The sequence below is a fragment of the Vibrio sp. D54 genome (assembly GCF_021728075.1).
In the GTDB taxonomy this organism is placed as follows: domain Bacteria; phylum Pseudomonadota; class Gammaproteobacteria; order Enterobacterales; family Vibrionaceae; genus Vibrio; species Vibrio alginolyticus.
The window spans coordinates 61035-83390 of sequence record NZ_JAKKCS010000018.1 but is presented as its reverse complement, the minus strand read 5'-3'; the positions used below and the strand labels follow the sequence as shown (position 1 = coordinate 83390).

The window sequence follows — 22356 nt, the reverse complement described above, 5'->3', positions numbered from 1 at the left end:
ATTAACATCTCTGTAAACTGTTAGCGGTCTGAAAATAACTGTTTAAAACAAATCTCTCTTAAACATAAAAAATCGATACCCACTCAGCCTGTTAGGGATAATGACTACAAGAGGTCAAAATGAGCAAAGAAATTAAAGCCCAAGTTGTTGTACTTGGTTCTGGTCCTGCTGGTTACTCCGCTGCATTCCGTTGTGCGGACTTAGGTCTTGAAACCGTACTAGTTGAACGTTACAGCACGCTTGGCGGTGTATGTCTGAACGTGGGTTGTATCCCATCTAAAGCACTGCTTCACGTTTCTAAAGTAATTGAAGAAGCGAAAGCGATGGCTGACCACGGCGTTGTGTTCGGTGAGCCTCAAACAGACATCAGCAAAATCCGCATCTGGAAAGAAAAAGTTGTTAACCAACTAACTGGCGGCCTAAGCGGTATGGCTAAGATGCGTAACGTAACAGTAGTTAACGGTTACGGTAAGTTCACTGGCCCTAACTCTATCCTTGTAGAAGGCGAAGGTGAGCCAACAGTTGTTAACTTTGACAACGCAATCGTTGCGGCTGGTTCTCGTCCAATCAAACTGCCATTTATCCCGCATGAAGACCCACGTATTTGGGACTCTACTGACGCTCTTGAACTAAAAGAAGTGCCAGAAAAACTGCTTATCATGGGCGGTGGTATCATCGGTCTAGAAATGGGTACGGTTTACCACTCTCTAGGTTCTAAAGTTGAAGTTGTTGAAATGTTTGACCAGGTAATTCCTGCAGCAGACAAAGATATCGTGAAAGTATTTACTAAGCGTATCAAAGACAAGTTCAAGCTAATGCTAGAAACGAAAGTAACAGCAGTTGAAGCAAAAGAAGACGGTATCTACGTTTCAATGGAAGGCAAGAAAGCGCCAGCTGAAGCTGAGCGTTACGATGCGGTTCTAGTTGCTATCGGTCGTGTACCAAATGGTAAGCTAATCGACGGTGAAAAAGCGGGTCTAGAAATTGACGAGCGCGGCTTCATCAACGTTGATAAGCAAATGCGTACTAACGTTCCTCACATCTTCGCGATCGGTGATATCGTTGGTCAACCAATGCTTGCTCACAAAGGTGTGCATGAAGGTCACGTAGCTGCTGAAGTTATCTCTGGTAAGAAGCACTACTTCGACCCTAAAGTTATCCCTTCAATTGCGTACACTGAGCCAGAAGTGGCTTGGGTTGGTAAGACTGAAAAAGAAGCGAAAGAAGAAGGCATCAAGTACGAAGTAGCAACATTCCCATGGGCAGCATCAGGTCGTGCAATCGCATCTGACTGTGCAGACGGTATGACTAAGCTAATCTTCGACAAAGAAACTCACCGCGTAATCGGTGGTGCTATCGTTGGTACTAACGGTGGTGAACTACTTGGTGAAATTGGCCTTGCAATTGAGATGGGCTGTGATGCAGAAGATATCGCTCTGACTATCCACGCTCACCCAACTCTACACGAGTCTGTAGGTCTAGCTGCTGAAGTATTTGAAGGTTCAATCACTGACCTGCCAAACAAAAAAGCAGTTAAGAAGAAGTAAGCTTTTTCTGACTGAATGATAGAAGCCGCTGCATTGCAGCGGTTTTTTTATGCTTGTTATATAGAAATATAAATGTGTGCTTAGCTGACAGCAGACAATAAAAAGCCCACCAAACGGTGGGCTGACATATATTACGAGCTAAGCTTTAGTGTTCACGGTTGTAAATGCAAAGCATATCTAAGTATGAATTCACTAGGTGTTTCAGCTCCGCTTCACCTTTAGCGCGGTTCGCTTGGACAAACAGTGAGTAACAAATACCGTGGAACAGGTTTGCCAAGTGTTCTGAATCGTGCTGGTCACACACTTCGCCACGTTCAATTGCTTTAATGAACATGTTTTGTACCAGCAACTGGTTAGTACGGTTAGTTGAAACAAACAATGGCCATACTTCGTCACGTGTTGAAGCACTCCACTCGAACCATACTTTTAGCCAGTGACAATCTTGGCTGACAAGCTCGATCATCGCATTAGTAATATTGGCGATGTTTTCACGTGCATGTAAGTCTAGGTCTATGTTATCCGATAGGAAGTTTGAGAACTGACGTACGACGTGATTGAGAACTTCATCCACCAAGTCTTCGCGTGTAGGGAAGTAGTTAAAAACAGTCGCTACAGAAACTTGAGCAATTTCTGCGATATCTGCGTGACCACCACGACCGATGCCGCGGCGCGCAAATACTTCCAATGCGATTTCCATTAACTGTTGCTTACGCTTAATTGGAGAAAGCCTAGTTCTAGGTCTCTTTGCAATTGAGTCCATATCCATTTTCCTTGCCATTTGAGTTGATATTGGGGGTAACCCCCTAATTGATTATTTTAATAGTTGCTTAAAGCAGTGATGAGTGTAATGGTGCATATGCACAAGGTCAACATCTGTAGAACAATTTATATACAGTAATGTCATTATTATTGATAAATTTAGCTATGAACTTTATAAAACTAAGACCTTCTTCCAAGATTTTTTGGCAACAGGATGCGACTTTCAACCCAATGAACGTGGTGATACACTACACGCCGTAAGATTAGGTGATCGTTTGCGTGCGACTTACCTCAACCCACAAATTTAGATTGAGCACAGTATGAAACATACAATAGAAGTCATGATTTCTGAGCAAGAAGTTCAGGAGCGAGTTCGTGAATTAGGCAAACAAATTACAGAGCGTTATCAAGGTAGTGAAGATCTTGTGTTGGTAGGCTTATTGCGAGGCTCATTTGTATTTATGGCAGACTTGGCACGTGCTATCGAACTGACTCACCAAGTTGATTTTATGACTGCGTCAAGCTACGGCAATACGATGGAAAGCTCACGTGACGTTCGTATCTTGAAAGATTTGGATGATGACATCAAAGGTAAAGACATTCTGCTTGTTGAAGACATCATTGATACAGGTAACACACTAAATAAAATCCGTGAGATCTTATCACTGCGTGAGCCGAAGTCTATCGCGATTTGTACGCTCCTAGATAAACCATCTCGTCGTGAAGTGAATGTTCCTGTGGATTGGATTGGTTTCGAAATCCCAGATGAGTTTGTCGTTGGGGTGGGTATTGATTACGCGCAGAAATACCGCCACTTACCATACATCGGTAAAGTTGTACCTCAAGAATAATTATTGAGTTCAGCATTAAAAATATAAAAAAACGCCCATCTAAGATGGGCGTTTTTCGTTCAACTTTTAGATATGACTTAGCGACAAAGGAGCTTGTTGTCTGTATTTAGAATTGTCGAAAGAGCTTTCTGGTAAGACGCTTCTACGGTTTCCTTAGAGTTAGAACGAATGCCTAAGTACTCTAAGCGACCATCTTCAATTCCGTATACCACACCATGAATTTCAACATCTTGCCCACGCTCCCAAGCGTTTTGCAGGATGGTTGAGTTACCCAAGTTGTACACTTGCTCTGCAACATTAAGCTCGCCTAGTTTATCCGCTCGATCTTGTTGCGGCATTTGATCTAGGTAAGTGCGGTGTTTGAAATAGATATCTCTGATATGTAACAGCCAATTATTAATAAGACCTAGTTTAGGGTTATCAATGGCTGCATTTACGCCACCACATCCATAGTGTCCACAGACAATGATGTGTTTAACCTTAAGAACGTCTACGGCGTACTGGACGACCGATAGACAGTTGAGATCAGTATGGATAACTTGGTTTGCAACATTCCGATGAACAAAGAGTTCACCTGAGTATAGTCCGGTTAGTCGCTCGGCAGGAACGCGGCTATCAGAGCAGCCAATCCAAAGAAAATCAGGCTTTTGCCCCTCTGCGAGTTTTGCGAAGTATTCAGGTCGATCAGATTTGATCTCTTGAGACCATTTCGAATTGTTTTCAAATAACTGTTTTATTTCCGGCATTTTGCAAACTACTTCCCTTAAAAGACAAAATCGCTGCCGCTGTTTGTGTGCACATGCAAGCGATCAGTGTTGTAACTATACACAATGTTACAATTTCGATCTCGTTAAATATTCGTCAGATAGGACTCATCTGACTAGTTTTCATTAAGAAAAAAGTAAAATCTGGTGAAACTATTTGTGGTGTGAATTTAGCCTTAATCTATTTATGGTTTAAATTTTCGCCTAGCTCGTTAAAGTAGTGATATTTTACTTTTTAAAATTGAATGCAGGGAAAATCAGCAGTGTTCGGTAGTCGTTTTGAAGATATCAATTTCAAAGGGGATGTGTTTGGCGGGGTAACCACGGCGATTATCTCTCTCCCTCTGGCGTTAGCGTTTGGTGTTGCATCCGGAGCCGGGGCTGAGGCCGGCCTTTGGGGGGCAATAATGGTCGGTTTGTTTGCCTCGTTATTTGGTGGTTCTAATACGTTAATATCAGAACCGACAGGGCCAATGACGGTAATCATGACCGCAGTATTAACCAGTATGATGGCGAAATACCCAGAAACGGGCATGGCTATGACTTTCACAGTTGTCATGATGGCTGGAGCGTTCCAAATCCTATTGGGGACGTTAAAACTGGGTAAATACGTTACCTTGATGCCTTACAGCGTTATTTCTGGGTTTATGTCTGGCATAGGTGTGATTCTTATCATTCTGCAGTTATCGCCTTTGATGGGGCATGCTGCGCCTTCAGGGGGAGTACTCGGAACGTTATCTGCTTTGCCGGAGACCATTTCTAACCTTAAGTTCAGTGAGTTGTTTTTGGGACTACTGACTTTGGGGATTCTTTTTTTCTTCCCTAAGCAATATCGTAAATACGTTCCTGCACAGCTCGTGGCATTGGTCGCGGTGACTTTATTGTCTGTGATTCTCTTTGATACAGAAGATATTCGTCGTATCGGTGAAATTCCTGCTGGGTTACCTTCTCTCGTCGCACCATACATTGACACAGATATGTTTGTCGAGATGGTCATTGATGCATTAGTGCTAGGCACATTAGGTTGTATTGATACTTTGTTAACGGCAGTTATCGGTGACTCATTAACTCGTAAAGAACACGACTCAGATAAAGAGCTGCGAGGTCAAGGGTTAGCTAACATGATCTCAGGCTTGTTTGGTGCGCTGCCGGGGGCGGGGGCTACCATGGGGACGGTAACGAATATCCAAGTTGGGGCTCGTTCGCCATTATCTGGTGTGATTCGTGCACTAATGTTGGCGTTGGTTGTACTGGTTGCTGGCGGGTTAACAGAGCCAATCCCGATGGCTGTGTTAGCAGGCATTGCGGTGTATGTTGGCTTTAACATCCTAGACTGGAGCTTTATTCAGAGGGCACATAAGGTAAGTTTTTCCGGAATGGCGGTGATGTATGGCGTTATGTTGCTTACAGTATTCGTTGATCTTATCGTTGCGGTGGGTTTAGGCGTCTTTATCTCGAACATTATCATCATCGAGCGTTTGAGCCGAGAGCAGGCGCGACAAGTAAAAGCGATCAGCGACGCGGATGAAGATGATGTGCCGCTGACTGACAGCGAGCGTGGCTTGTTGGATCGTGCGAATGGTAAAGTGCTGTTCTTTTATCTTTCCGGTCCGATGATCTTTAGTGTTTCTAAAGCCATTTCACGTCAACACTCTAGTATTTCGGACTATGACGTGATGATTCTCGATCTTACGGATGTACCAATGATTGATGTGACCGTCGGTTTGGCATTAGAGAATGCGATTAAGGATGCTCTCGATGCCAATTGTGCCGTGTATTTATTATGCCCGAATGAGCGAACACGAGAACAGCTAGAGAAATTCCATGTGATTGACCTTGTCCCGGATGAAAATATGTACCAATTCCGTTACGAAGCATTGAATGCGGCGGTGGCACATGTTGAGGCAGACCAGTATCAGCGCATAACGGCGTAATCATTCTGACAGTTAAAAACGCAACAGTGTCCTGTTGCGTTTTTTTATGCTCTATTTTGTCTTACTCAGAGATAACCTTTACGAGGTAAGGGTTATATTTCCAATATTATCGAAAGGTTTATTTGTAATCATCGTTATTCAACGATAAACTGATGGACCTCCAATACGATACCCAAGGCGATTTTGTAGTAAACCGCTGCTAAATATGAGTCGGTATTAGTAATCACAAACAAACGGCAATCAAGACCTTATGTACGCATTAGAAATTGAACAACTGCGCAAGACGTATGCAGGTGGCTTTGAGGCGTTAAAAGGTATAAGTCTCCAAGTGAAAAAGGGTGACTTCTACGCGCTTCTGGGTCCCAATGGTGCAGGAAAATCGACCACGATTGGCATCATCTCCTCCTTAGTGAATAAAACCTCCGGAACGACGAAAGTTTTCGGTTATGACATTGATACCGACCTCGAATTGGCCAAGCAGAATTTAGGCTTGGTGCCACAAGAGTTCAACTTCAACCAGTTTGAAACCGTTGAGCAAATTGTGATGCAGCAAGCTGGCTATTACGGTGTGTCTAAAGTGTTAGCCAAAGAAAGAGCAGAAAAATACCTGAAAAAATTGGATTTATGGGAAAAACGCCAAGAGCGTGCTCGTAACCTATCCGGTGGGATGAAGCGTCGTTTAATGATCGCAAGAGCTTTGATGCACGAGCCGCAATTACTCATTTTAGATGAACCAACGGCTGGAGTGGATATTGAACTACGCCGCTCAATGTGGGGGTTTCTGAAAGAGATCAACCAAGAGCAAGGAATTACGATTATTTTAACGACACACTACCTAGAAGAAGCGGAGATGCTGTGTCGAAATATCGGCATTATTAATCGTGGTGAGCTGATTGAAAATACCACCATGAAGGCGTTACTAGGTAAGCTAAGCGTCGAGACATTTATCTTGGATATTGAGTCAGAAGTCGAGGTGCCTGAGCTTGAAGGTGTTAATCGACAAAGTATTGTTGATGGCTCTTTAGAGATAGAACTAGATAAAAGCCAAGGATTGAATTCGGTATTCAGTCAGTTAACAGAGCATGGCATTAAAGTTCTCTCAATGCGTAACAAAGCCAACCGACTTGAAGAGTTGTTTGTCAGCATTGTAAGAGAGGGGAGTAATTAAATGTACGGTTTATATTGGACGGCATTTCGCAGCTTGCTGAGCAAAGAAGTCACTCGCTTTACACGTATTTGGGTGCAAACCTTAGTGCCGCCAGCCATTACGATGACGTTGTACTTCATCATTTTCGGTAATCTTATTGGCTCTCGAATTGGTGAGATGAGCGGCTTTAGTTACATGGAGTACATTGTTCCAGGTTTGATCATGATGTCGGTGATCACCAACTCATACTCGAATGTTGCGTCTTCATTCTTTAGTGCAAAGCTACAGAAGAATATTGAAGAACTGCTGGTGGCCCCGGTACCAAACTATGTGATTATTGCTGGCTACGTGATGGGCGGCGTGACTCGAGGTTTGTTGGTCGGTGCAATTGTTACTTGTGTGTCACTTTTGTTCGTTGATTTGCAAGTGGAGCACTGGGGCATTATTGTCGCGACTGTCTTCATGACGTCGGTGGTATTTGCTCTCGGTGGCTTGATCAATGCGGTTTACGCAAAAACATTTGATGATATTTCGATCATCCCTACGTTTGTATTGACTCCTCTAACTTACTTGGGAGGAGTCTTTTATTCGATTAGTCTTCTGCCTGAATTTTGGCAAGGCGTTTCTAAGATCAACCCAATCGTCTACATGGTGAATGCGTTTCGCTACGGCTTTTTAGGTGTCTCGGATGTGGGCATTGTCACTTCATTTAGTGTACTTGCAGTGTTTGTTGTTGCACTGTATGCCATTGCGCATTACCTAGTAACCAAAGGGATTGGCCTAAGAAGCTAAGCCATTCTCATAAAGCAAAGAGCAGCGATTCATGCTGCTCTTTCGCGTGCATAACAATACATACCCATACAATTTTTAGGTTTTTATCATGATAGGTTTCAATCATTTGTAATAAATGAGTGATCCTATGAATATTGTCCCGCCGCCGCCTTTCTCCTATCAGTTACTTAAGCCCGAATATTGGTCTGTATGGCTGGCATTTGGATCTTTAGCGATTCTTGTTAATGTACTGCCATACGTAGTATTGCGAATCTTAGGTAGAAGCATCGGCTGTATTGCGATGCATGTAATGAAGCGCCGACACAAGATCGCTCTGCGTAATCTCCAGCTGTGTTTCCCTGATTTTACGGATTGGCAATGTAAGGACGTAGTACGAAAAAACTTTCAATATACTGGAATGGCGATCATCGAAACCGGTATCGCTTGGTTTTGGCCAGATTGGCGGATACGTCGGATAACCTCTATTGTTGGAAAAGATCGTTTACTCGCTGAGGAAAAGAATGGACGTGGTGTGTTGGTGGTGTGCAGTCACCATTTAAACTTGGAGATAACCGCTCGTATTTTTAGCCAGTTTGCCCAAGGTTATGGCGTTTATCGCCCAAATTCGAATCCTGCTTATGAGTTTATTCAACATCGAGGTCGAACTCGTTTTGGACATCAAATGATTGATCGAAAAGACGTGAAATCAATGCTCAAAGTTCTGAAAAATGGTCATCGACTTTGGTATTTGCCCGACCATGATTATGGCGTTAGCCATTCTGTTTTTGCGCCGTTTTTTGCTGTTGAACAAGCGGCGAGTACCGTCGGGTCTAGTGTTCTCATTGATGCAACAAAGTGCGCGGTTATATCTGGCGTTACAGTGAGTAAAAATCACCATTACACGCTGTACATTGGAAAAGACATTAGCGAGCGTTTCGAGAGACGTAATGCGGTTAAAGCGGCAAGCATCTTGAACCAAGAGCTTGAGAAAATGATAAAACGTGATATTCCAGCGTGGATGTGGCTGCACAAGCGGTTTAAAACTCGCCCTGAAGGGTTAGATTGCGTCTATACGTAGAGTATAAAAAAGGTCGACTAAGAGTCGACCTTTTTACTTTTATGACTCAGAGCTTATTCTGCGCTCTCTGAGTTTGTATTGTTAGATTCAGCTTCTTCCTTCGCTTCGACAACCATATCTACCGTTTGGTTATCGATAAGACGAGCTTTGCCTAGGAACGCAGACATCAGAATGACAGCTTGTGTCGTTTCTGGTGTGATCACTTGTAATGTACGAGCATCACGAATGAAGATCTCATCAGGGTGCAGACCTGCAGCTCGAAGTTGGTCGCTTGCATCTTCGATGATCGATGCGTAGTCATCGCGGCCACCGCGAATGGCACTACTGATCCAACGCATTGTACGAGCAAGTACAGGAGCACGTTGACGCTCGTCCAGCGTAAGCAAGCCATTGCGTGAACTCATTGCTAAACCGTCCATTTCACGTACGGTTGGTACACCGATGATTTCAATGTCCATTGCTAGGTCATCAACCATCTTGCGGATAACCGCAAGTTGTTGGAAGTCCTTCTCGCCGAAGCACGCGACATCCGGTTGTACGATGTTAAACAGCTTATTCACAATCGTCGTCACGCCACGGAAATGACCTGGTCGAGACGCGCCTTCGAGAATTGTTGATAGGCCAGGGACATCGACGAAGGTTTGCTTATCCAGACCTTCTGGGTAGATAACTTCAGGTGTTGGCGTAAATACCACATCGACCCCTTCAGAGGTTAACTTGCTTAAGTCTTCCTCTAGCGTGCGTGGGTAATTATTTAAATCGTCTGCACGATCAAACTGCATCGGATTAACAAAGATGCTTACGACAACGATATCAGCGTATTCGCGTGCTTTACGCACTAAAGTTAAGTGGCCTTCGTGAAGGTTGCCCATGGTAGGGACAAATGCCACTTTACGACCTTCACGTTTAAAGGTTTTAAGGTGTTCACGAACTGCTGAGATTTCCGCAAAAGTTTGCATGCATTTATCCTCTAGGCAATGGTATGAGCGTCGTCTGGGAATACACCGTTGGCTACATCTTCAATGTATTTAGTAACGGCTTTGCGCATATCACCTGTTTCAGCAAGAAAGTTTTTGGAGAATTTCGGCATGTAGTTGGCAGAAATACCAAACATATCATGCATTACGAGAATCTGGCCATCTGTTACGTTACCTGCACCAATACCGATAACAGGAACGTCAAGCACTTGCGTAATACGTTCAGCAAGCTCAGCTGGTACGCATTCTAGTAAGACGATTTGAGCGCCTGCTTCTTGTAGCGCTAATGCGTCTTTTACCATGCGGTCTGCTTTTTCTTGATCGCGACCTTGGATTTTGTAACCACCAAAAATATTAACAGCTTGAGGAGTTAAACCAAGATGAGCACAAACTGGAACTGATCGTTCAGTGAGCATTTTCACCGTGTCGACAAGCCAGTCACCACCTTCAATTTTTACCATATTGGCACCAGCACGCATCAGTTTAGCCGCATTTTCGCAAGCTTGCTCTGGCGTGGTGTAGCTCATGAATGGCATGTCTGCCATCAACAAACAATTTGGGCTACCAGCGCGTACGCAACGAGTATGGTAAGCGATATCATCGACCGTTACTGGCAGAGTATCGTTGTGACCTTGCAAAACCATACCTAGAGAATCACCGACAAGAAGTACTGGCATTTCTTGGCTTTCAAACAGTTGGGCAAAGCTCGCATCATAAGCGGTTGAAGTAGCAAATTTACGACCTTCTTGCTTCCACTTGATTAGGTCGTTGATGGTCATTTTTTTCATGGTTTTATCCTTACTAGGAGTTGGCTATGACTGCCAGATACTGAGGCCGTTTCTATCTACTTGTTCCAGTAGTTTAGAGACCTCGGTCCCATCAGGGAGTTGTAAATTTGGTGCAATTTCCGCAAGAGGGTAGAGTACGAATTCACGCTCTTTCATTCCATAATGAGGAACGATCAGCCTCTCGGAATTAATCACCTCATTGCCATAAAGCACAATGTCGAGGTCCAAGGTTCGTGGTCCCCAGCGTTCGTCTTTACGGACACGCCCTTGTTCTTGCTCTATAGCTTGTGTGCAATTGAGCAATTCAATAGGCGTCAAACTGGTGTTAATAGACACAACCGCATTGATGTAATCCGGTTGGTTTTGTGGCCCCATTGGCGTGCTGCTGTATAGCGAAGAAGCTTGAACAAACTCTGATTTAGGCAGCGTTTTTAATGCTTCAATCGCTTGCTTCGCTTGGCTGACAGGATCAGCCAAGTTACTGCCTACCGCAATGTACGCTGTAATCATGATTTGGGCTTACTCTTTTTCTTGCGATAAGTTTTACGGCGGCGCTGGCCTGTTTTCGGTGATTGACCGTCTAAGTCGGCAGCCATTGCTTGACGCATTTCTCGGCCTGCATTTTGAAAAGTTTCCCACCACTTGGCAAGCTTCTGAGTGTCGCCACCTTCAATTTCACCGCGCATTTCAAGAAAATCAAAGCCAGCTCTAAATTTATTGAGCTCCATAAGACGGAATGCACGTTTACCGTTACGTCGTGGAAGACGAAGCTGTAACTGCCAAATCTCGCGAATGGTTGCGGTGTGGCGTCTTGGAATGGCAATTGTGCGAACTTGCTCGTCAAGAATGATGTTGCTCGCTTCCATAATGGCGTCGTAATGGCCTAAGTTGCGCTCTTCCATCAGTTCATCGGCTTTCGCACACAGTGGGTACCACAGCATTGCAGCAAACATAAATGCTGGATTGATGCGTTTCCCATCTTCGATGCGCATGTCGGTAGAATCTAGGACAAGATCCAACATCTGCTCAGTGTGAGAGGAGTAATCTTCTGTAAAGTGCGCTGCAATCGTCGGGAATAGTTGCTGGAATAGGTTGTACTCACGCAGTAGGTGGTAGGTTTCTAAGCCATGACCGGATTGCAATAATTTGAGTGACTCTTCAAAAAGACGCGCTGACGGAATGTCACCGAGCAACGGTGCCATGTGTTCGATTGGCGCTGCGGTGTCTTCTTCAATATCAAAGTCTAGTTTTACCGCGAAACGAACCGCACGCAGCATGCGCACAGGGTCTTCACGGTAGCGTGTTTCTGGATCACCAATCAGTCGAATTAGGCGATCTTCTAAATCTTCAATACCACGTGCGTAGTCGTGAATCGAGTAATCTGCGATGTTGTAGTACATCGAGTTAATCGTGAAATCACGGCGCTCAGCATCTTCATCGATGGTGCCGTAGACGTTGTCACGCAGCAGCATACCCTCTTTTGATTGCTGAGAAATGCTCTTATTCTTTTGCTCTTGGTGGTGACCACGGAATGTCGCAACCTCAATGATGTCTCGGCCAAACATAATATGAGCCAAGCGGAAGCGGCGACCAATCAAACGGCAGTTACGAAATAGCTGTTTGATCTGTTCCGGCGTTGCGTTGGTCGCAATGTCAAAATCTTTTGGTTTTTGTCCAAGCAGTAAGTCTCGAACCCCGCCACCCACAAGAAAAGCATCGAAACCAGCACCATTTAGGCGGTACAGTACCTTCAGCGCATTATCACTGATCTGCTTACGCGAAATGTTGTGCTCTTCACGAGTTATTACATTGAGAGCGAGCTCTGGAATTGTGGCAGGTTCGCTTGGTGTATAGTCGTTTGTATTCATGTGCATCTGGCAATAACTGGGTTTAATCCAATCTTGCTTTGGTTAGTTTTATACGCCTCTAGGGCCTAATTTGCGGCTAATGATAGCCTACACAATGCCATTTGAGAATCACGGTGTGATCTCGATCTCTGCTGGAAGCTGTTCCAAGCGCCAGTTTTCGCAGCCCCAACGAAGAATATCTTCTATGTTGGCCGCCCTTACGGTTTCAGGTATATCGAAACCTAAAAATGTCATGGCGCGCAATAGAGTAGGTTTTGGTGTATCTATATCAATAGCCGTCGCGTGATTTTGTTTCGACAATTTATTGCCGTTGTTGTCCATCGCCAATGGTAAATGCAAGTAGCTAACTTCAGGCTGACCAAGTATTTGGTACAGGCTAATTTGACGCCCTGTCGGCTCGATTAAGTCTGCACCTCGCACGACTTCTGTGACGCCTTGGTCGATGTCGTCCAATACTACCGCAAGATTATAAGCAAATAATCCATCTCGACGTTTAATAATGAAATCTTCATTAACGAGTTGCTCTGGAATAGTAATGGTTCCCCGCTTTTGGTCGAGGAAATGAGCGACAGGCTTGGTCATTTTTAGGCGAATCGCGCCGTCTTTCAAGTTTTTATCGCGGCAAGTGCCAGGATAAAAACCGCCATGCTCTTTAATTTGCTTACGAGTACATTGGCAATAATAGGCTTCCCCATTTTCGAGCCATTTGTTTATTTGAGCTTGGTAAAGGTCGTGACGTTCGCTCTGGTATACCACTTCTCCATCCCAATGCAGCTGATAGGCCTTGAGTGCCTCTAGGATAAGTTGCGCTGCACCTGGCATTTCTCTTGGTGGGTCTAAGTCCTCAATACGTACTAACCAAGCTCCGTTTTGTGCTTTCGCTTGAAAATAACTGCCAAGAGCGGCAATCAGTGAACCAAAATGCAGTGGACCAGAAGGAGATGGGGCGAATCGACCTACATAGCGTGTCATGCGTGTATCTCGAATTTAGTAAACAAATAGGGTGCGAAGATAGCCAAAACAAAAAGGGAGCCTGAGCTCCCTTCAACAATCATAATGCTGGGTGATTAACCTTGCATTTGCTTCTCTTTGATTTCTGCAAGTGTTTTACAGTCAATACAAAGGTCAGCGGTTGGACGTGCTTCAAGACGGCGAACGCCAATCTCTACGCCACAAGACTCACAGAAGCCAAAATCGTCTTCTTTGATTTTATCCAAAGTCTTTTCAATCTTCTTGATCAAACGGCGTTCGCGGTCACGGTTACGCAGTTCTAGGCTGAACTCTTCCTCTTGAGAGGCGCGGTCAACTGGATCTGGGAAGTTTGCTGCTTCGTCCTGCATGTGGTGAACAGTACGATCCACTTCAGCTCTTAGCTGGTCGCGCCAAGCTGTTAAGATTTTCGTAAAGTGTTCAACCTGCTCTGGTGACATGTACTCTTCACCAGGTTTTTCCTGATATGGCTCCACGCCGGCAATGGCTAGGATGCCTATCGTTTTCTTCTTTGATTCTGGCATACAGCATCTCCTACTTACACCTAGTCAACTGCTACGCAGTCAATTTAAGGCGGGTATCTATAGCAAAAAGAGGCGGTGCAAGCAAATACTGAATCGCAAAGTTATCGTCAATGTGAAGACGACATCATTTTTTCTCTTAATTGATAAAATCAATAGCGGAAATCAGCTTCATTCCAGTATCGCTCAGTTCAGCTTTGTAGCAGAGAACTTCCACTCCAGCGTCTTGTGCTTGTTTGAGTAATAGTGAATATTTCGCGTCTATATGGTGCGCCGCGGATACTTTTTCAATACCTGAATGTAAAACAGTGAATAAAAGTATGGCTCTACTTCCATTTTGTGCCATTTCTGTGAGCTCTCTCAGGTGTTTTTGTCCCCGAGTCGTGACCGCATCTGGGAAGTATCCTTGTCCAGTAGAGTCGGTCTCATCAAGAAGAGTGACGCTTTTCACTTCTATATAGCACTTTGGCTTGTCGTCTGCGCTGAGCAAGATATCAATTCGGCTATTTTCATTGCCGTATTTCACCTCAGTTTGAAGTGTGTCATAACCATAAAGCTCTGAAATGACATTATTTTCAATAGCCTCTACGGCTAATTGATTGGCACGCGCGGTGTTGATACAAATACGGTGGCCTTGTTCGGTCTCACTCAACTCCCAACTATTGGGGTATTTTCGTTTCGGGTTGTCGGAAGTAGAAAACCAAACTTTGTTTCCGGGCGTTGCACAACCCGTCATTGCACCTGTATTTGCGCAGTGGATTGTACGGATTTCACCAGTATCGAGCTCGATATCGGCAAGAAAGCGTTTATAACGTTTGAGTAGAGTGGCGGACTCTAAAGCGGGTGTGAAATGCATTTGCTTATTTAGACAAAAAATTTTTTATGTACAATGTTGCCACCATTACACCATAAGGTATTTCCTTTGTCACAATTGCCGATTGAAGCCGTGATGCCTGAGTTGCTGACGGCGGTCAAAAATCAACATCAAGTGATCTTAAAAGCGGCGCCTGGTGCCGGTAAGTCGACTTACTTCCCTTTGCAGTTACTCTTAAATCATTCGGTTGCTGGAAAAATCATCATGCTTGAGCCAAGACGACTCTCGGCGCGTAACATTGCCCGTTATCTTGCTGAGCAATTGGGAGAACAAGTTGGTCAACGCGTGGGTTATCGAGTTCGTGGCGAGGCAAAGGTAAGTTCTGCAACGCAGCTGGAGATCGTGACCGAAGGGATCATGACCAGGATGATCCAAACTGACCCTGAACTGGATGGGGTTGATCTACTGATCTTTGATGAGTTTCATGAACGCAGCATTCATGCCGATACCGCTTTGGCATTCAGTTTAGAAGTTCAAGAGGCATTGCGAGACGATCTCAAGCTGGTGGTAATGTCGGCAACGCTTGACCAACAAGCATTACAATCGTTGTTGCCGGAAGCCAGTTACATTGAATCTGAAGGGCGGAGCTTTGATGTGGCAATGCGCTACCAGCCGTTAGGTGTGAACGAGCATTTACCTACGAGTATGGCAAAAACAATAGAAAGTCTTATGAACAAAGAGTCTGGATCTTTGTTAGCTTTCCTACCGGGTGTTGGTGCCATAAAACAAGTTGAAGAGCGGTTGTCTCATTTAGCGGATGATATCGACGTATGCCCACTTTATGGTCAACTGAGCTTTGCAGATCAACAAAAAGCGATTACGCCAGCAGAACAAGGTAAGCGTAAAGTCGTTCTAGCGACCAACATTGCAGAAACTTCACTAACGATTGAAGGCATTCGCCTCGTCGTTGATTCTGGGTTAGAGCGTATTGCCCGCTTTGATTTGAAAAACGGTTTAACACGCTTAGAGCAAACACGCATTGCACAGTCTTCAGCGATTCAGCGTGCAGGACGAGCGGGACGAATAGAAGAGGGCATTTGTGTTCGTCTTTATTCTGAAAGCCAGTTCAAGCAGCAACCGCTGGTTCCCCAACCCGAAATTTTGCATTCCGATTTAGCTAGTTTAGTTATGGAGCTTGCCTTTTGGGGAGCGAGTGATATCCACGATCTAAAGTGGCTTGATGTTCCCGCTAATGCGTCATTGGAACAAGCGAAGCAGCTATTGGTGTCATTGGGACTACTGACGGAAAAAGGGCAATTAACGTCCGAAGGAAAACAGGCGCATGAACTAGGCGTTGAGCCTCGTGCGGCTGCGATGCTAATTAAAGCGCAATCTTACAGTGATAAGATGTTAAATGCTGCTTTGGCGGCGGTCGCACTGATTGAAGAGCCAGAGAGAAATGTTACCAATATCGCTTATAGCTTGCATCGTTGGCTTGTTGGTACTCATCCAAAAAAGTCGATGTTGTTCAAGCGTGCTCAATCTCTGGCGTACAAATTGGATACGGTATTTGACCTGAAAGGCGTGGATGAAGATGCATTACCGCTGGTGTTAAGTTTGGCATTTCCAGATCGCATTGCGCAGCAGCGCACAAATCAATTTGGGCGATTTACTTTGGCTAATGGTCATGGTGCAGAATGTCATCAGGAAGACATGCTAGGTGGCTGTGAGTATTTGGTTGCCGTTGACTTAATGCGTTCTCATTCTAACTCAAGTCAAATTCATTCGGCATGTGAATTGGATGTCAATATATTGCGAACGACCTTTGATACACTATTTTCGTCTGAAGAAGTAGTGGACTGGGATGAAAAAAGAGGCCGTCTAATAGCTGAGCGACAAACAAAACTCGGTCTGCTGGTCGTTGAACGCGAGCCGTTGCCAAGCCCGGGCAAAGAAAAAATGACACAAGCTTTACTCACGTATGTCCGCCGCCAGGGCTTACAGAGTCTAAACTGGACACCGGCAGCGGAGAGCTTGTTAGCTCGGATTCGTTGTGCGGTGGAATGGTTACCTGAGCAGTCATGGCCAATGTTTGATGAAGTCAGTTTGCTGGATTCATTAGAGGAGTGGTTAGAACCATACATGACGTCTGTCAGTTCGGTTAAAGACCTGAGCAAGATAAACTTGGTCGAAGCGTTTAATGCTCGATTAGGTTGGCCACTCAATCAACAACTGGATGAATGGTTACCTGAGCATTACCAACTGCCCACAGGTTCAAAGAAGCGTATCCGTTACCAATATGGCCATGAGCCGATATTATCGGTGCGTATGCAAGAAGTATTTGGGGAGAGTGGTTCCCCAACGGTGGCTCTTGGCCGCAAGCGTTTGGTGCTTGAACTGCTTTCACCGGCACAACGTCCATTGCAAGTAACGTCGGACTTGGCGGCTTTCTGGAACGGAAGCTACAAAGACGTTCAAAAAGAGATGAAAGGGCGCTACCCAAAACACGTTTGGCCAGATGATCCTGCCAATCATGTAGCAACAACGAAAACAAAAAGACAATTGAATAATGACTGACAGCAAGAAGCCTAGCGCGAAAAAAGCGCCAGCGAAGAAAAGTACAACCAATAAAGGAACCGCAAAACAGACTCGACGTACGCCGAGTAAAAAGCCGACTAACGAGAAACGTTCGTGGTTGAAAGTTCTGTGGTCGTTTAGCTGGAAAGCTGGCGTTGCACTTGCCGCTGTTTTGCTGTTTGTTGGGATTTACTTAGATAGTGTGGTGAAAGAACGCTTTGAAGGTCAGCTGTTTGAGCTGCCAACGGTGGTTTATGCCCGTATCTTGAATCTAAGCCCTGGTGAGAATATCACCATCCAAGAACTGCGCAACGAGCTAGATGTGTTGAATTACCGTAAAGTGAGTCAACCTCGTTACCCAGGCGAATATTCCTCTTCTTCCACTCGGATTGAATTGATTCGTCGTCCATTCGAGTTTGCCGATGGTCCCGAGCCGGATCGTCACATTATGCTGCATTTCTCTGATTCCGGCTTGCAACGTATTCAGTCTTTAGAATCTCGAGGAGACCTTGGTTACTTGCGCCTAGAACCGAAGATGTTGGGCATGCTGGAGAAAGACCGTGATGAACAGCGCCTTTTCTTACGTCGTGATCAGTTCCCTGAAATTTTAGTGGATGCGCTGCTTGCGACCGAAGACCGGGATTTTTATCAACATGACGGGGTGTCACCGCTCGCGATTGCACGTGCATTGGTTGCGAACATTAAGGCGGGTCGTACTGTTCAAGGCGGTAGTACGTTGACTCAGCAATTGGCAAAAAACCTATTTTTGACTCGTGATAAAACACTGTGGCGTAAAGTTCGAGAAGCTTATATCGCGCTAATTTTGGATTACCGTTACAGCAAAGATCGTATCTTAGAAGCCTACCTAAACGAAGTGTACCTAGGTCAAAGTGGAGGTGAAGCGATCCACGGGTTTGGCTTGGCGTCGCGTTACTATTTTGGGCAGCCAATCCAGGAGTTGCGAATCGATCAGCTGGCTATGTTAGTTGGGATGGTAAAAGGACCGTCTTACTACAACCCAATTCGTTACCCTGAGAGAACGAAAGAGCGTCGTGATCTCGTTCTGCGCCTGTTAATGCAGCAAAACATGTTGACTTCAGAGCAGTATGAACAAGCTGTAAGTCGTCCACTCGATACGCAAAGCAAGCCACGTATTGCGAGCCGTCAGCCAGCTTATTTCCAACAATTGAGCATTGAATTAAAAGAAAAAGTTGGGGAGCGATTTAAGGCAGAGACCGGACTGCGCGTATTTACGTCTCTGGACCCAGTATCGCAAAGCAAAATGGAACAAGCTATCGCGAAAAAGATCCCAGAACTAGCTAAACGGGGTGGTAAAGAGTTAGAAGCCGCAGCTGTGGCCGTTGATCGCCATAGTGGTGAAATCCGTGCGATGGTAGGTGGTAAACGTGTCGGTTATGAAGGCTTTAACCGCGCGCTCAATGCCAGTCGTCCGATTGGTTCTTTAGTGAAACCAGCGATTTACTTAACGGCTCTAGAACAACCGGATAAATACAACCTAGGCACGACGCTACACGACACGCCGTTAAGTCTGAAGAGCAGTAAAGGTAACGTGTGGACGCCGCGCAACTACGATAGAAAATATCGTGGTGATGTACCACTTTACATTGCTTTAGCGAAATCACTCAACGTACCAACCGTTCGCTTAGGTATGGCACTTGGCATTCCTGAAGTCTCCAATACTTTAGAGCGTTTGGGCGTGAACAAAGACGAAATTCGCCCAGTGCCTTCGATGTTTTTGGGTTCGTTTTCTTTGACGCCATTCGAAGTTGCACAGATGTATCAGACTCTGACGAATTCAGGTAAGCGTGCAAAACTGACCGCTCTGCGCTCAGTCATGGATATGGAAGGTAATGTGCTGTATCAATCCTTGCCTCGTTCATCAAGAGCCGTGGATGAACAAGCAGCATGGCTAACGACCTACGCGATGAAACAAGGGGTTGCTCAAGGCACTGGCCGCTTCTTACAAAGCCAGTTTGGTTGGGCTGCATTGGCAGGAAAAACGGGTACCAGTAATGACAACCGCGATAGTTGGTTTGTCGGTGTTGATGGTCGTGAGGTGACGACAATTTGGCTAGGCCGCGACGATAATAAACCCGTGAATCTAACGGGGTCGAGTGGTGCATTACGAGTGTACGCAGAGTACTTGAAGCAGCGTATTCCTGAGCGCTTAGAGCTCCCATGGCCAAGAGAAATCACCACATTAGGGTTCAAGCCTACATCTGATGGAGGTTTAGAAATGAACTGCCGTAGTGATTACAAACTGCCGGTTTGGGATAAAACCGGTCAGATAAAGCAACAGTGTGAGAAGAAATCAAACTGGTTAAATAGCATATTTGATTGGTAGCATCGCCAAATCAACAACATTAGCTTGTTTATCTGATTAATTCTTAGTACATATTAGGGCGTGTTAGTACAGTACTGCTAGCACGCCCTACTTGATCAGATATTCAATAAAGGAAGAAGTGAATGTTCAAAAAGCTGTTATCAAGCCCATCGGTTCGCAACTTTGCGCTTTGGGTTAGTACCTTTTTGATGATCACTCCTTCTGTTTCCCTCGCAAACTCTCTAACAAAAACGGATGACTTGGAACCTCGACCAAAGGTGGCGGTTGTGCTCGCTGGTGGCGGAGCGAAAGGGGCGGCACACATTGGGGTTTTAAAAGCATTGGAAGAAATGCAGATCCCTGTCGATATTGTGACCGGTACCAGTATGGGCGCCTATGTGGGTGGGCTCTATGCCACGGGGATGAGTGCTGATGAAATTGAGAGTTTTATCTACACCGTCGATTGGGGCAGCGGTTATCGAGATCGTGTTGACCGTAGCCAACGTCGAGTTCGTGACAAAGAGTATGAAGACCGCTATCAAATTAATACCGATCTCGGCTTAAGGTTCGGTGAGGTACGAGCACCAACGGGTGTGGTGCAAGGCCAGAACATGTTGCGAGTATTGCGTGAGACTACAGGGAACTTAGGGCGATTCGATTCTTTTGATGATCTTGCCATTCCTTATCGTTCTGTTGCGACAGATATTCTTGCCTTAGAAGAAGTCGTACTGGGCAATGGTTACCTTGTGGACGCCATGATGGCTAGCATGTCTGTACCAGGAGCGCTTCCTCCCTATAAGCTCAATGGCCATATGCTTGTTGATGGCGGCGTCGTCAATAACATGCCTGTCGATGTGGCTCGCGCCATGGGGGCTGATGTCGTTATTGCCGTCGATATTAGCACCGACTACAAAACCGAAGATGAATTTACGGGGCTGTTTACTGTCGCGGATCAACTCTCTAACTATCTCGTTCGTCGTAGTACACAACAGCAAGTGGACGAGCTTGAACCTCAAGATATCTATATTCGTCCCAATGTGGGCACCATGGAAACCGTCGAGTTCGACAAAATGCCTTGGGCTTTTCAAGCTGGGTACGATATTACCAAGCAGTTAAAAGACAAGCTGAAAGGGTTGCGCTTGTCCAATGCGGACTATCAAAAATACATCGATCGCAAACAAGAAGTTCGTAAAACTTTGATTTATGGCGATCAGCGTGTGGTTGATGACATAGTGATTGTTAATAACACGCACTACAGCGATGTGCTGTTGACGAATCGTATTGAATTAGAAACCGGACGTCGTATTTCAACGGCCGAAATTGAGAAAGCCGTTGAAAACCTCTACGCGTTAGATAGGTTCGAGCTCATCACTTATCACTTTGAAGAGGTTGATGGTGAGACATTGTTGGTTTTTGATGTTAACGAGAAGTCGTGGGGGCCTAATTATCTCAACTTCCGATTTTTTCTTGAAGATGACTTCGATACAGATAGCCAGTACGGCATAGGGATATCAACCAACTTTACCAACTTGAACTCTCATGGCGCGGAGTTGGCGTTCAACGTAGAAATGGGCACGGATAAGCTGATTGAAGCTGAGTTGTATTCTCCTGTTTTATCTAGCCAAGAACTTTTTGTATCGGGGCGTATATCCTATGGCAGTGAGAGCCGAAACTTACCTTTAACAGAGCCTCAAGCACCAGATTTAGAATCAGTAAATGACTTTTTTCCGGTCACTTACGATGATTTTACAACAGAGTTAGCGATAGGTATCCAACCCACATTGTGGCAAGAACTTCGATTTGGCGCTCGCTACTCTACCGGAGATATTGAGCTTTCTACTTTGGCTTCTGCTGGTAAATTGGATTTTGAACGTCGTGGCCTGTTTGCCAATTATCGCCTAGATACACTTGATGATTTCGCATTTCCGACTCGTGGGCTTTTAGTTGATCTCGAATATTTAGTGTCTCATGATCAAAGTCCTCAAGGCGTTAGCCTTATAGAGACTGACAAAATTATTGAAGATACCGTATATGAAATCTCTGCACGATTTAAAGGTGCAGTGAGTCATCAGCGTCATACTTTAGTCGGACATGCTGAATATAGTTTTGTAGAGAGTAAAAACTCATCTTTACCGCTTGATCCCAGAGAGTTGGGCGGCTTCTTAAGCCTATCGGGAATCCCAAGAAATAGCCTGATCGGACAGAACTTATTTTTCAGCAGTTTGGTGTACCGATATAAGTGGTTTGATAATGATTTCGGATTGTTTGAAGCTCCAGTCTACCTGGGCGCATCGGTCGAATATGGCGGTGTTTGGTCTGATAATGATCTGAAACTAAACGAAGCGCCGCTTTACAATGCTGGCTCCATCTTCTTTGGTGTTGACTCACCAATAGGACCAATAATGTTGGCATACGGTCGTACCGAGCAAGATTTGGATGCTGTGTATTTGATCGTAGGAACATCGTTTAATTAATCGGGTATGAGAAAGCAAAACTTGGCATATTTGGTCAAAATTAGCAGAACTTTAGTCGTAAGTTGCTATGTTGGTCAAAATGATAAGATTTTAATTTAAGGTTAAATTTGCTATTATTTTGCCCACAGTTTGGCCTCTACGGCGCTGTTTCT

General features: G+C 45.0%; 18 protein-coding genes. 9 read left to right on the top strand and 9 right to left on the bottom strand.

The window, feature by feature from the left end:
* The first annotated feature begins 119 nt into the window (after positions 1 to 119).
* Complete coding sequence (gene lpdA / locus L3V37_RS19830; protein ID WP_005379993.1) at positions 120 to 1547, top strand: dihydrolipoyl dehydrogenase; 1428 nt, start codon at positions 120 to 122, stop codon at positions 1545 to 1547.
* A gap of 145 nt (positions 1548 to 1692) precedes the next feature.
* Here lpdA and opaR read toward each other — a convergent pair whose 3' ends face one another.
* Positions 1693 to 2307 carry a transcriptional regulator OpaR gene (opaR, locus tag L3V37_RS19825; RefSeq protein WP_005379994.1) on the bottom strand — a complete coding sequence of 205 codons (615 nt, stop codon included), beginning with the start codon at positions 2305 to 2307 and terminating at the stop codon, positions 1693 to 1695.
* Positions 2308 to 2626: 319 nt separating this feature from the next.
* On the opposite strand from opaR, the gene hpt reads away from it, so the two are divergent.
* A complete protein-coding gene (gene hpt, locus L3V37_RS19820; RefSeq protein ID WP_005379995.1) occupies positions 2627 to 3157 on the top strand; it encodes a hypoxanthine phosphoribosyltransferase in 531 nt (176 codons plus the stop codon).
* Between the two features lie 77 nt (positions 3158 to 3234).
* On the opposite strand, the gene can is transcribed toward hpt, so the two are convergent.
* Positions 3235 to 3903: a carbonate dehydratase gene (gene can, locus L3V37_RS19815; RefSeq protein WP_005379996.1), complete on the bottom strand. Its 669-nt coding sequence runs from the start codon at positions 3901 to 3903 to the stop codon at positions 3235 to 3237.
* Positions 3904 to 4184: 281 nt separating this feature from the next.
* On the opposite strand from can, the gene L3V37_RS19810 reads away from it, so the two are divergent.
* The 4 genes from L3V37_RS19810 to L3V37_RS19795 all read left to right on the top strand — a co-directional run bounded on the left by L3V37_RS19810 (position 4185) and on the right by L3V37_RS19795 (position 8851).
* Positions 4185 to 5855, top strand: coding sequence for a SulP family inorganic anion transporter (locus L3V37_RS19810; protein ID WP_005379997.1), 1671 nt, complete (start codon positions 4185 to 4187; stop codon positions 5853 to 5855).
* A gap of 250 nt (positions 5856 to 6105) precedes the next feature.
* Positions 6106 to 7023: an ABC transporter ATP-binding protein gene (locus L3V37_RS19805; protein WP_005380000.1), complete on the top strand. Its 918-nt coding sequence runs from the start codon at positions 6106 to 6108 to the stop codon at positions 7021 to 7023.
* A complete protein-coding gene (locus L3V37_RS19800) occupies positions 7024 to 7794 on the top strand; it encodes an ABC transporter permease (RefSeq protein ID WP_005386598.1) in 771 nt (256 codons plus the stop codon).
* 127 nt (positions 7795 to 7921) lie between these two features.
* Entirely contained in the window at positions 7922 to 8851 is a 930-nt protein-coding gene (locus L3V37_RS19795) for a Kdo(2)-lipid IV(A) acyltransferase (protein WP_237306837.1), read from the top strand.
* Between the two features lie 53 nt (positions 8852 to 8904).
* Here the strand turns inward: L3V37_RS19795 and panC are convergent, their stop codons facing one another.
* The 7 genes from panC to sfsA form a co-directional block, all read right to left on the bottom strand.
* Positions 8905 to 9810: a pantoate--beta-alanine ligase gene (gene panC, locus L3V37_RS19790; protein ID WP_005380005.1), complete on the bottom strand. Its 906-nt coding sequence runs from the start codon at positions 9808 to 9810 to the stop codon at positions 8905 to 8907.
* 11 nt (positions 9811 to 9821) lie between these two features.
* Entirely contained in the window at positions 9822 to 10616 is a 795-nt protein-coding gene (panB, locus tag L3V37_RS19785) for a 3-methyl-2-oxobutanoate hydroxymethyltransferase (protein ID WP_005386592.1), read from the bottom strand.
* A gap of 24 nt (positions 10617 to 10640) precedes the next feature.
* Positions 10641 to 11126 (bottom strand): 2-amino-4-hydroxy-6-hydroxymethyldihydropteridine diphosphokinase, encoded by a 486-nt coding sequence (folK, locus tag L3V37_RS19780; protein WP_054700470.1) that lies wholly within the window; start codon positions 11124 to 11126, stop codon positions 10641 to 10643.
* A complete protein-coding gene (gene pcnB, locus L3V37_RS19775) occupies positions 11123 to 12490 on the bottom strand; it encodes a polynucleotide adenylyltransferase PcnB (RefSeq protein WP_005386589.1) in 1368 nt (455 codons plus the stop codon). Before pcnB ends, folK begins: the two co-directional genes overlap by 4 nt.
* Before the next feature lie 102 nt (positions 12491 to 12592).
* The gene (gene gluQRS / locus L3V37_RS19770) at positions 12593 to 13456 is read right to left on the bottom strand and encodes a tRNA glutamyl-Q(34) synthetase GluQRS (RefSeq protein WP_237306835.1); all 864 of its coding nucleotides are present in this window, start codon (positions 13454 to 13456) and stop codon (positions 12593 to 12595) included.
* A gap of 95 nt (positions 13457 to 13551) precedes the next feature.
* Positions 13552 to 13998, bottom strand: coding sequence for an RNA polymerase-binding protein DksA (gene dksA, locus L3V37_RS19765; RefSeq protein WP_005386584.1), 447 nt, complete (start codon positions 13996 to 13998; stop codon positions 13552 to 13554).
* A 136-nt stretch (positions 13999 to 14134) separates the two neighbouring features.
* Complete coding sequence (gene sfsA / locus L3V37_RS19760; RefSeq protein WP_005380023.1) at positions 14135 to 14851, bottom strand: DNA/RNA nuclease SfsA; 717 nt, start codon at positions 14849 to 14851, stop codon at positions 14135 to 14137.
* A gap of 66 nt (positions 14852 to 14917) precedes the next feature.
* Here sfsA and hrpB point away from each other — a divergent pair, with 66 nt between their 5' ends.
* From hrpB to L3V37_RS19745, 3 genes are all read left to right on the top strand, one after another.
* Complete coding sequence (gene hrpB, locus L3V37_RS19755) at positions 14918 to 17386, top strand: ATP-dependent helicase HrpB (RefSeq protein WP_237306832.1); 2469 nt, start codon at positions 14918 to 14920, stop codon at positions 17384 to 17386.
* A complete protein-coding gene (gene mrcB, locus L3V37_RS19750) occupies positions 17379 to 19751 on the top strand; it encodes a penicillin-binding protein 1B (protein ID WP_005380020.1) in 2373 nt (790 codons plus the stop codon). The genes hrpB and mrcB overlap by 8 nt, the downstream gene beginning before the upstream one ends.
* Before the next feature lie 122 nt (positions 19752 to 19873).
* On the top strand, positions 19874 to 22204 hold the full coding sequence (locus tag L3V37_RS19745; RefSeq protein ID WP_237306830.1) for a patatin-like phospholipase family protein: 2331 nt from the start codon (positions 19874 to 19876) through the stop codon (positions 22202 to 22204).
* The last annotated feature ends 152 nt before the right edge of the window (positions 22205 to 22356 follow it).

What these genes read in the sequence shown, in the direction of transcription:
- lpdA (WP_005379993.1), top strand. Translation starts at nt 120, where the DNA reads ATGAGCAAAGAAATTAAAGCCCAAGTTGTTGTACTTGGTTCTGGTCCT.
- dksA (WP_005386584.1), bottom strand. Translation starts at nt 13,998, where the DNA reads ATGCCAGAATCAAAGAAGAAAACGATAGGCATCCTAGCCATTGCCGGC.
- L3V37_RS19745 (WP_237306830.1), top strand. Translation starts at nt 19,874, where the DNA reads ATGTTCAAAAAGCTGTTATCAAGCCCATCGGTTCGCAACTTTGCGCTT.
- gluQRS (WP_237306835.1), bottom strand. Translation starts at nt 13,456, where the DNA reads ATGACACGCTATGTAGGTCGATTCGCCCCATCTCCTTCTGGTCCACTG.
- folK (WP_054700470.1), bottom strand. Translation starts at nt 11,126, where the DNA reads ATGATTACAGCGTACATTGCGGTAGGCAGTAACTTGGCTGATCCTGTC.
- pcnB (WP_005386589.1), bottom strand. Translation starts at nt 12,490, where the DNA reads ATGCACATGAATACAAACGACTATACACCAAGCGAACCTGCCACAATT.
- opaR (WP_005379994.1), bottom strand. Translation starts at nt 2,307, where the DNA reads ATGGACTCAATTGCAAAGAGACCTAGAACTAGGCTTTCTCCAATTAAG.
- hpt (WP_005379995.1), top strand. Translation starts at nt 2,627, where the DNA reads ATGAAACATACAATAGAAGTCATGATTTCTGAGCAAGAAGTTCAGGAG.
- sfsA (WP_005380023.1), bottom strand. Translation starts at nt 14,851, where the DNA reads ATGCATTTCACACCCGCTTTAGAGTCCGCCACTCTACTCAAACGTTAT.
- L3V37_RS19795 (WP_237306837.1), top strand. Translation starts at nt 7,922, where the DNA reads ATGAATATTGTCCCGCCGCCGCCTTTCTCCTATCAGTTACTTAAGCCC.
- panB (WP_005386592.1), bottom strand. Translation starts at nt 10,616, where the DNA reads ATGAAAAAAATGACCATCAACGACCTAATCAAGTGGAAGCAAGAAGGT.
- mrcB (WP_005380020.1), top strand. Translation starts at nt 17,379, where the DNA reads ATGACTGACAGCAAGAAGCCTAGCGCGAAAAAAGCGCCAGCGAAGAAA.
- L3V37_RS19800 (WP_005386598.1), top strand. Translation starts at nt 7,024, where the DNA reads ATGTACGGTTTATATTGGACGGCATTTCGCAGCTTGCTGAGCAAAGAA.
- can (WP_005379996.1), bottom strand. Translation starts at nt 3,903, where the DNA reads ATGCCGGAAATAAAACAGTTATTTGAAAACAATTCGAAATGGTCTCAA.
- panC (WP_005380005.1), bottom strand. Translation starts at nt 9,810, where the DNA reads ATGCAAACTTTTGCGGAAATCTCAGCAGTTCGTGAACACCTTAAAACC.
- L3V37_RS19805 (WP_005380000.1), top strand. Translation starts at nt 6,106, where the DNA reads ATGTACGCATTAGAAATTGAACAACTGCGCAAGACGTATGCAGGTGGC.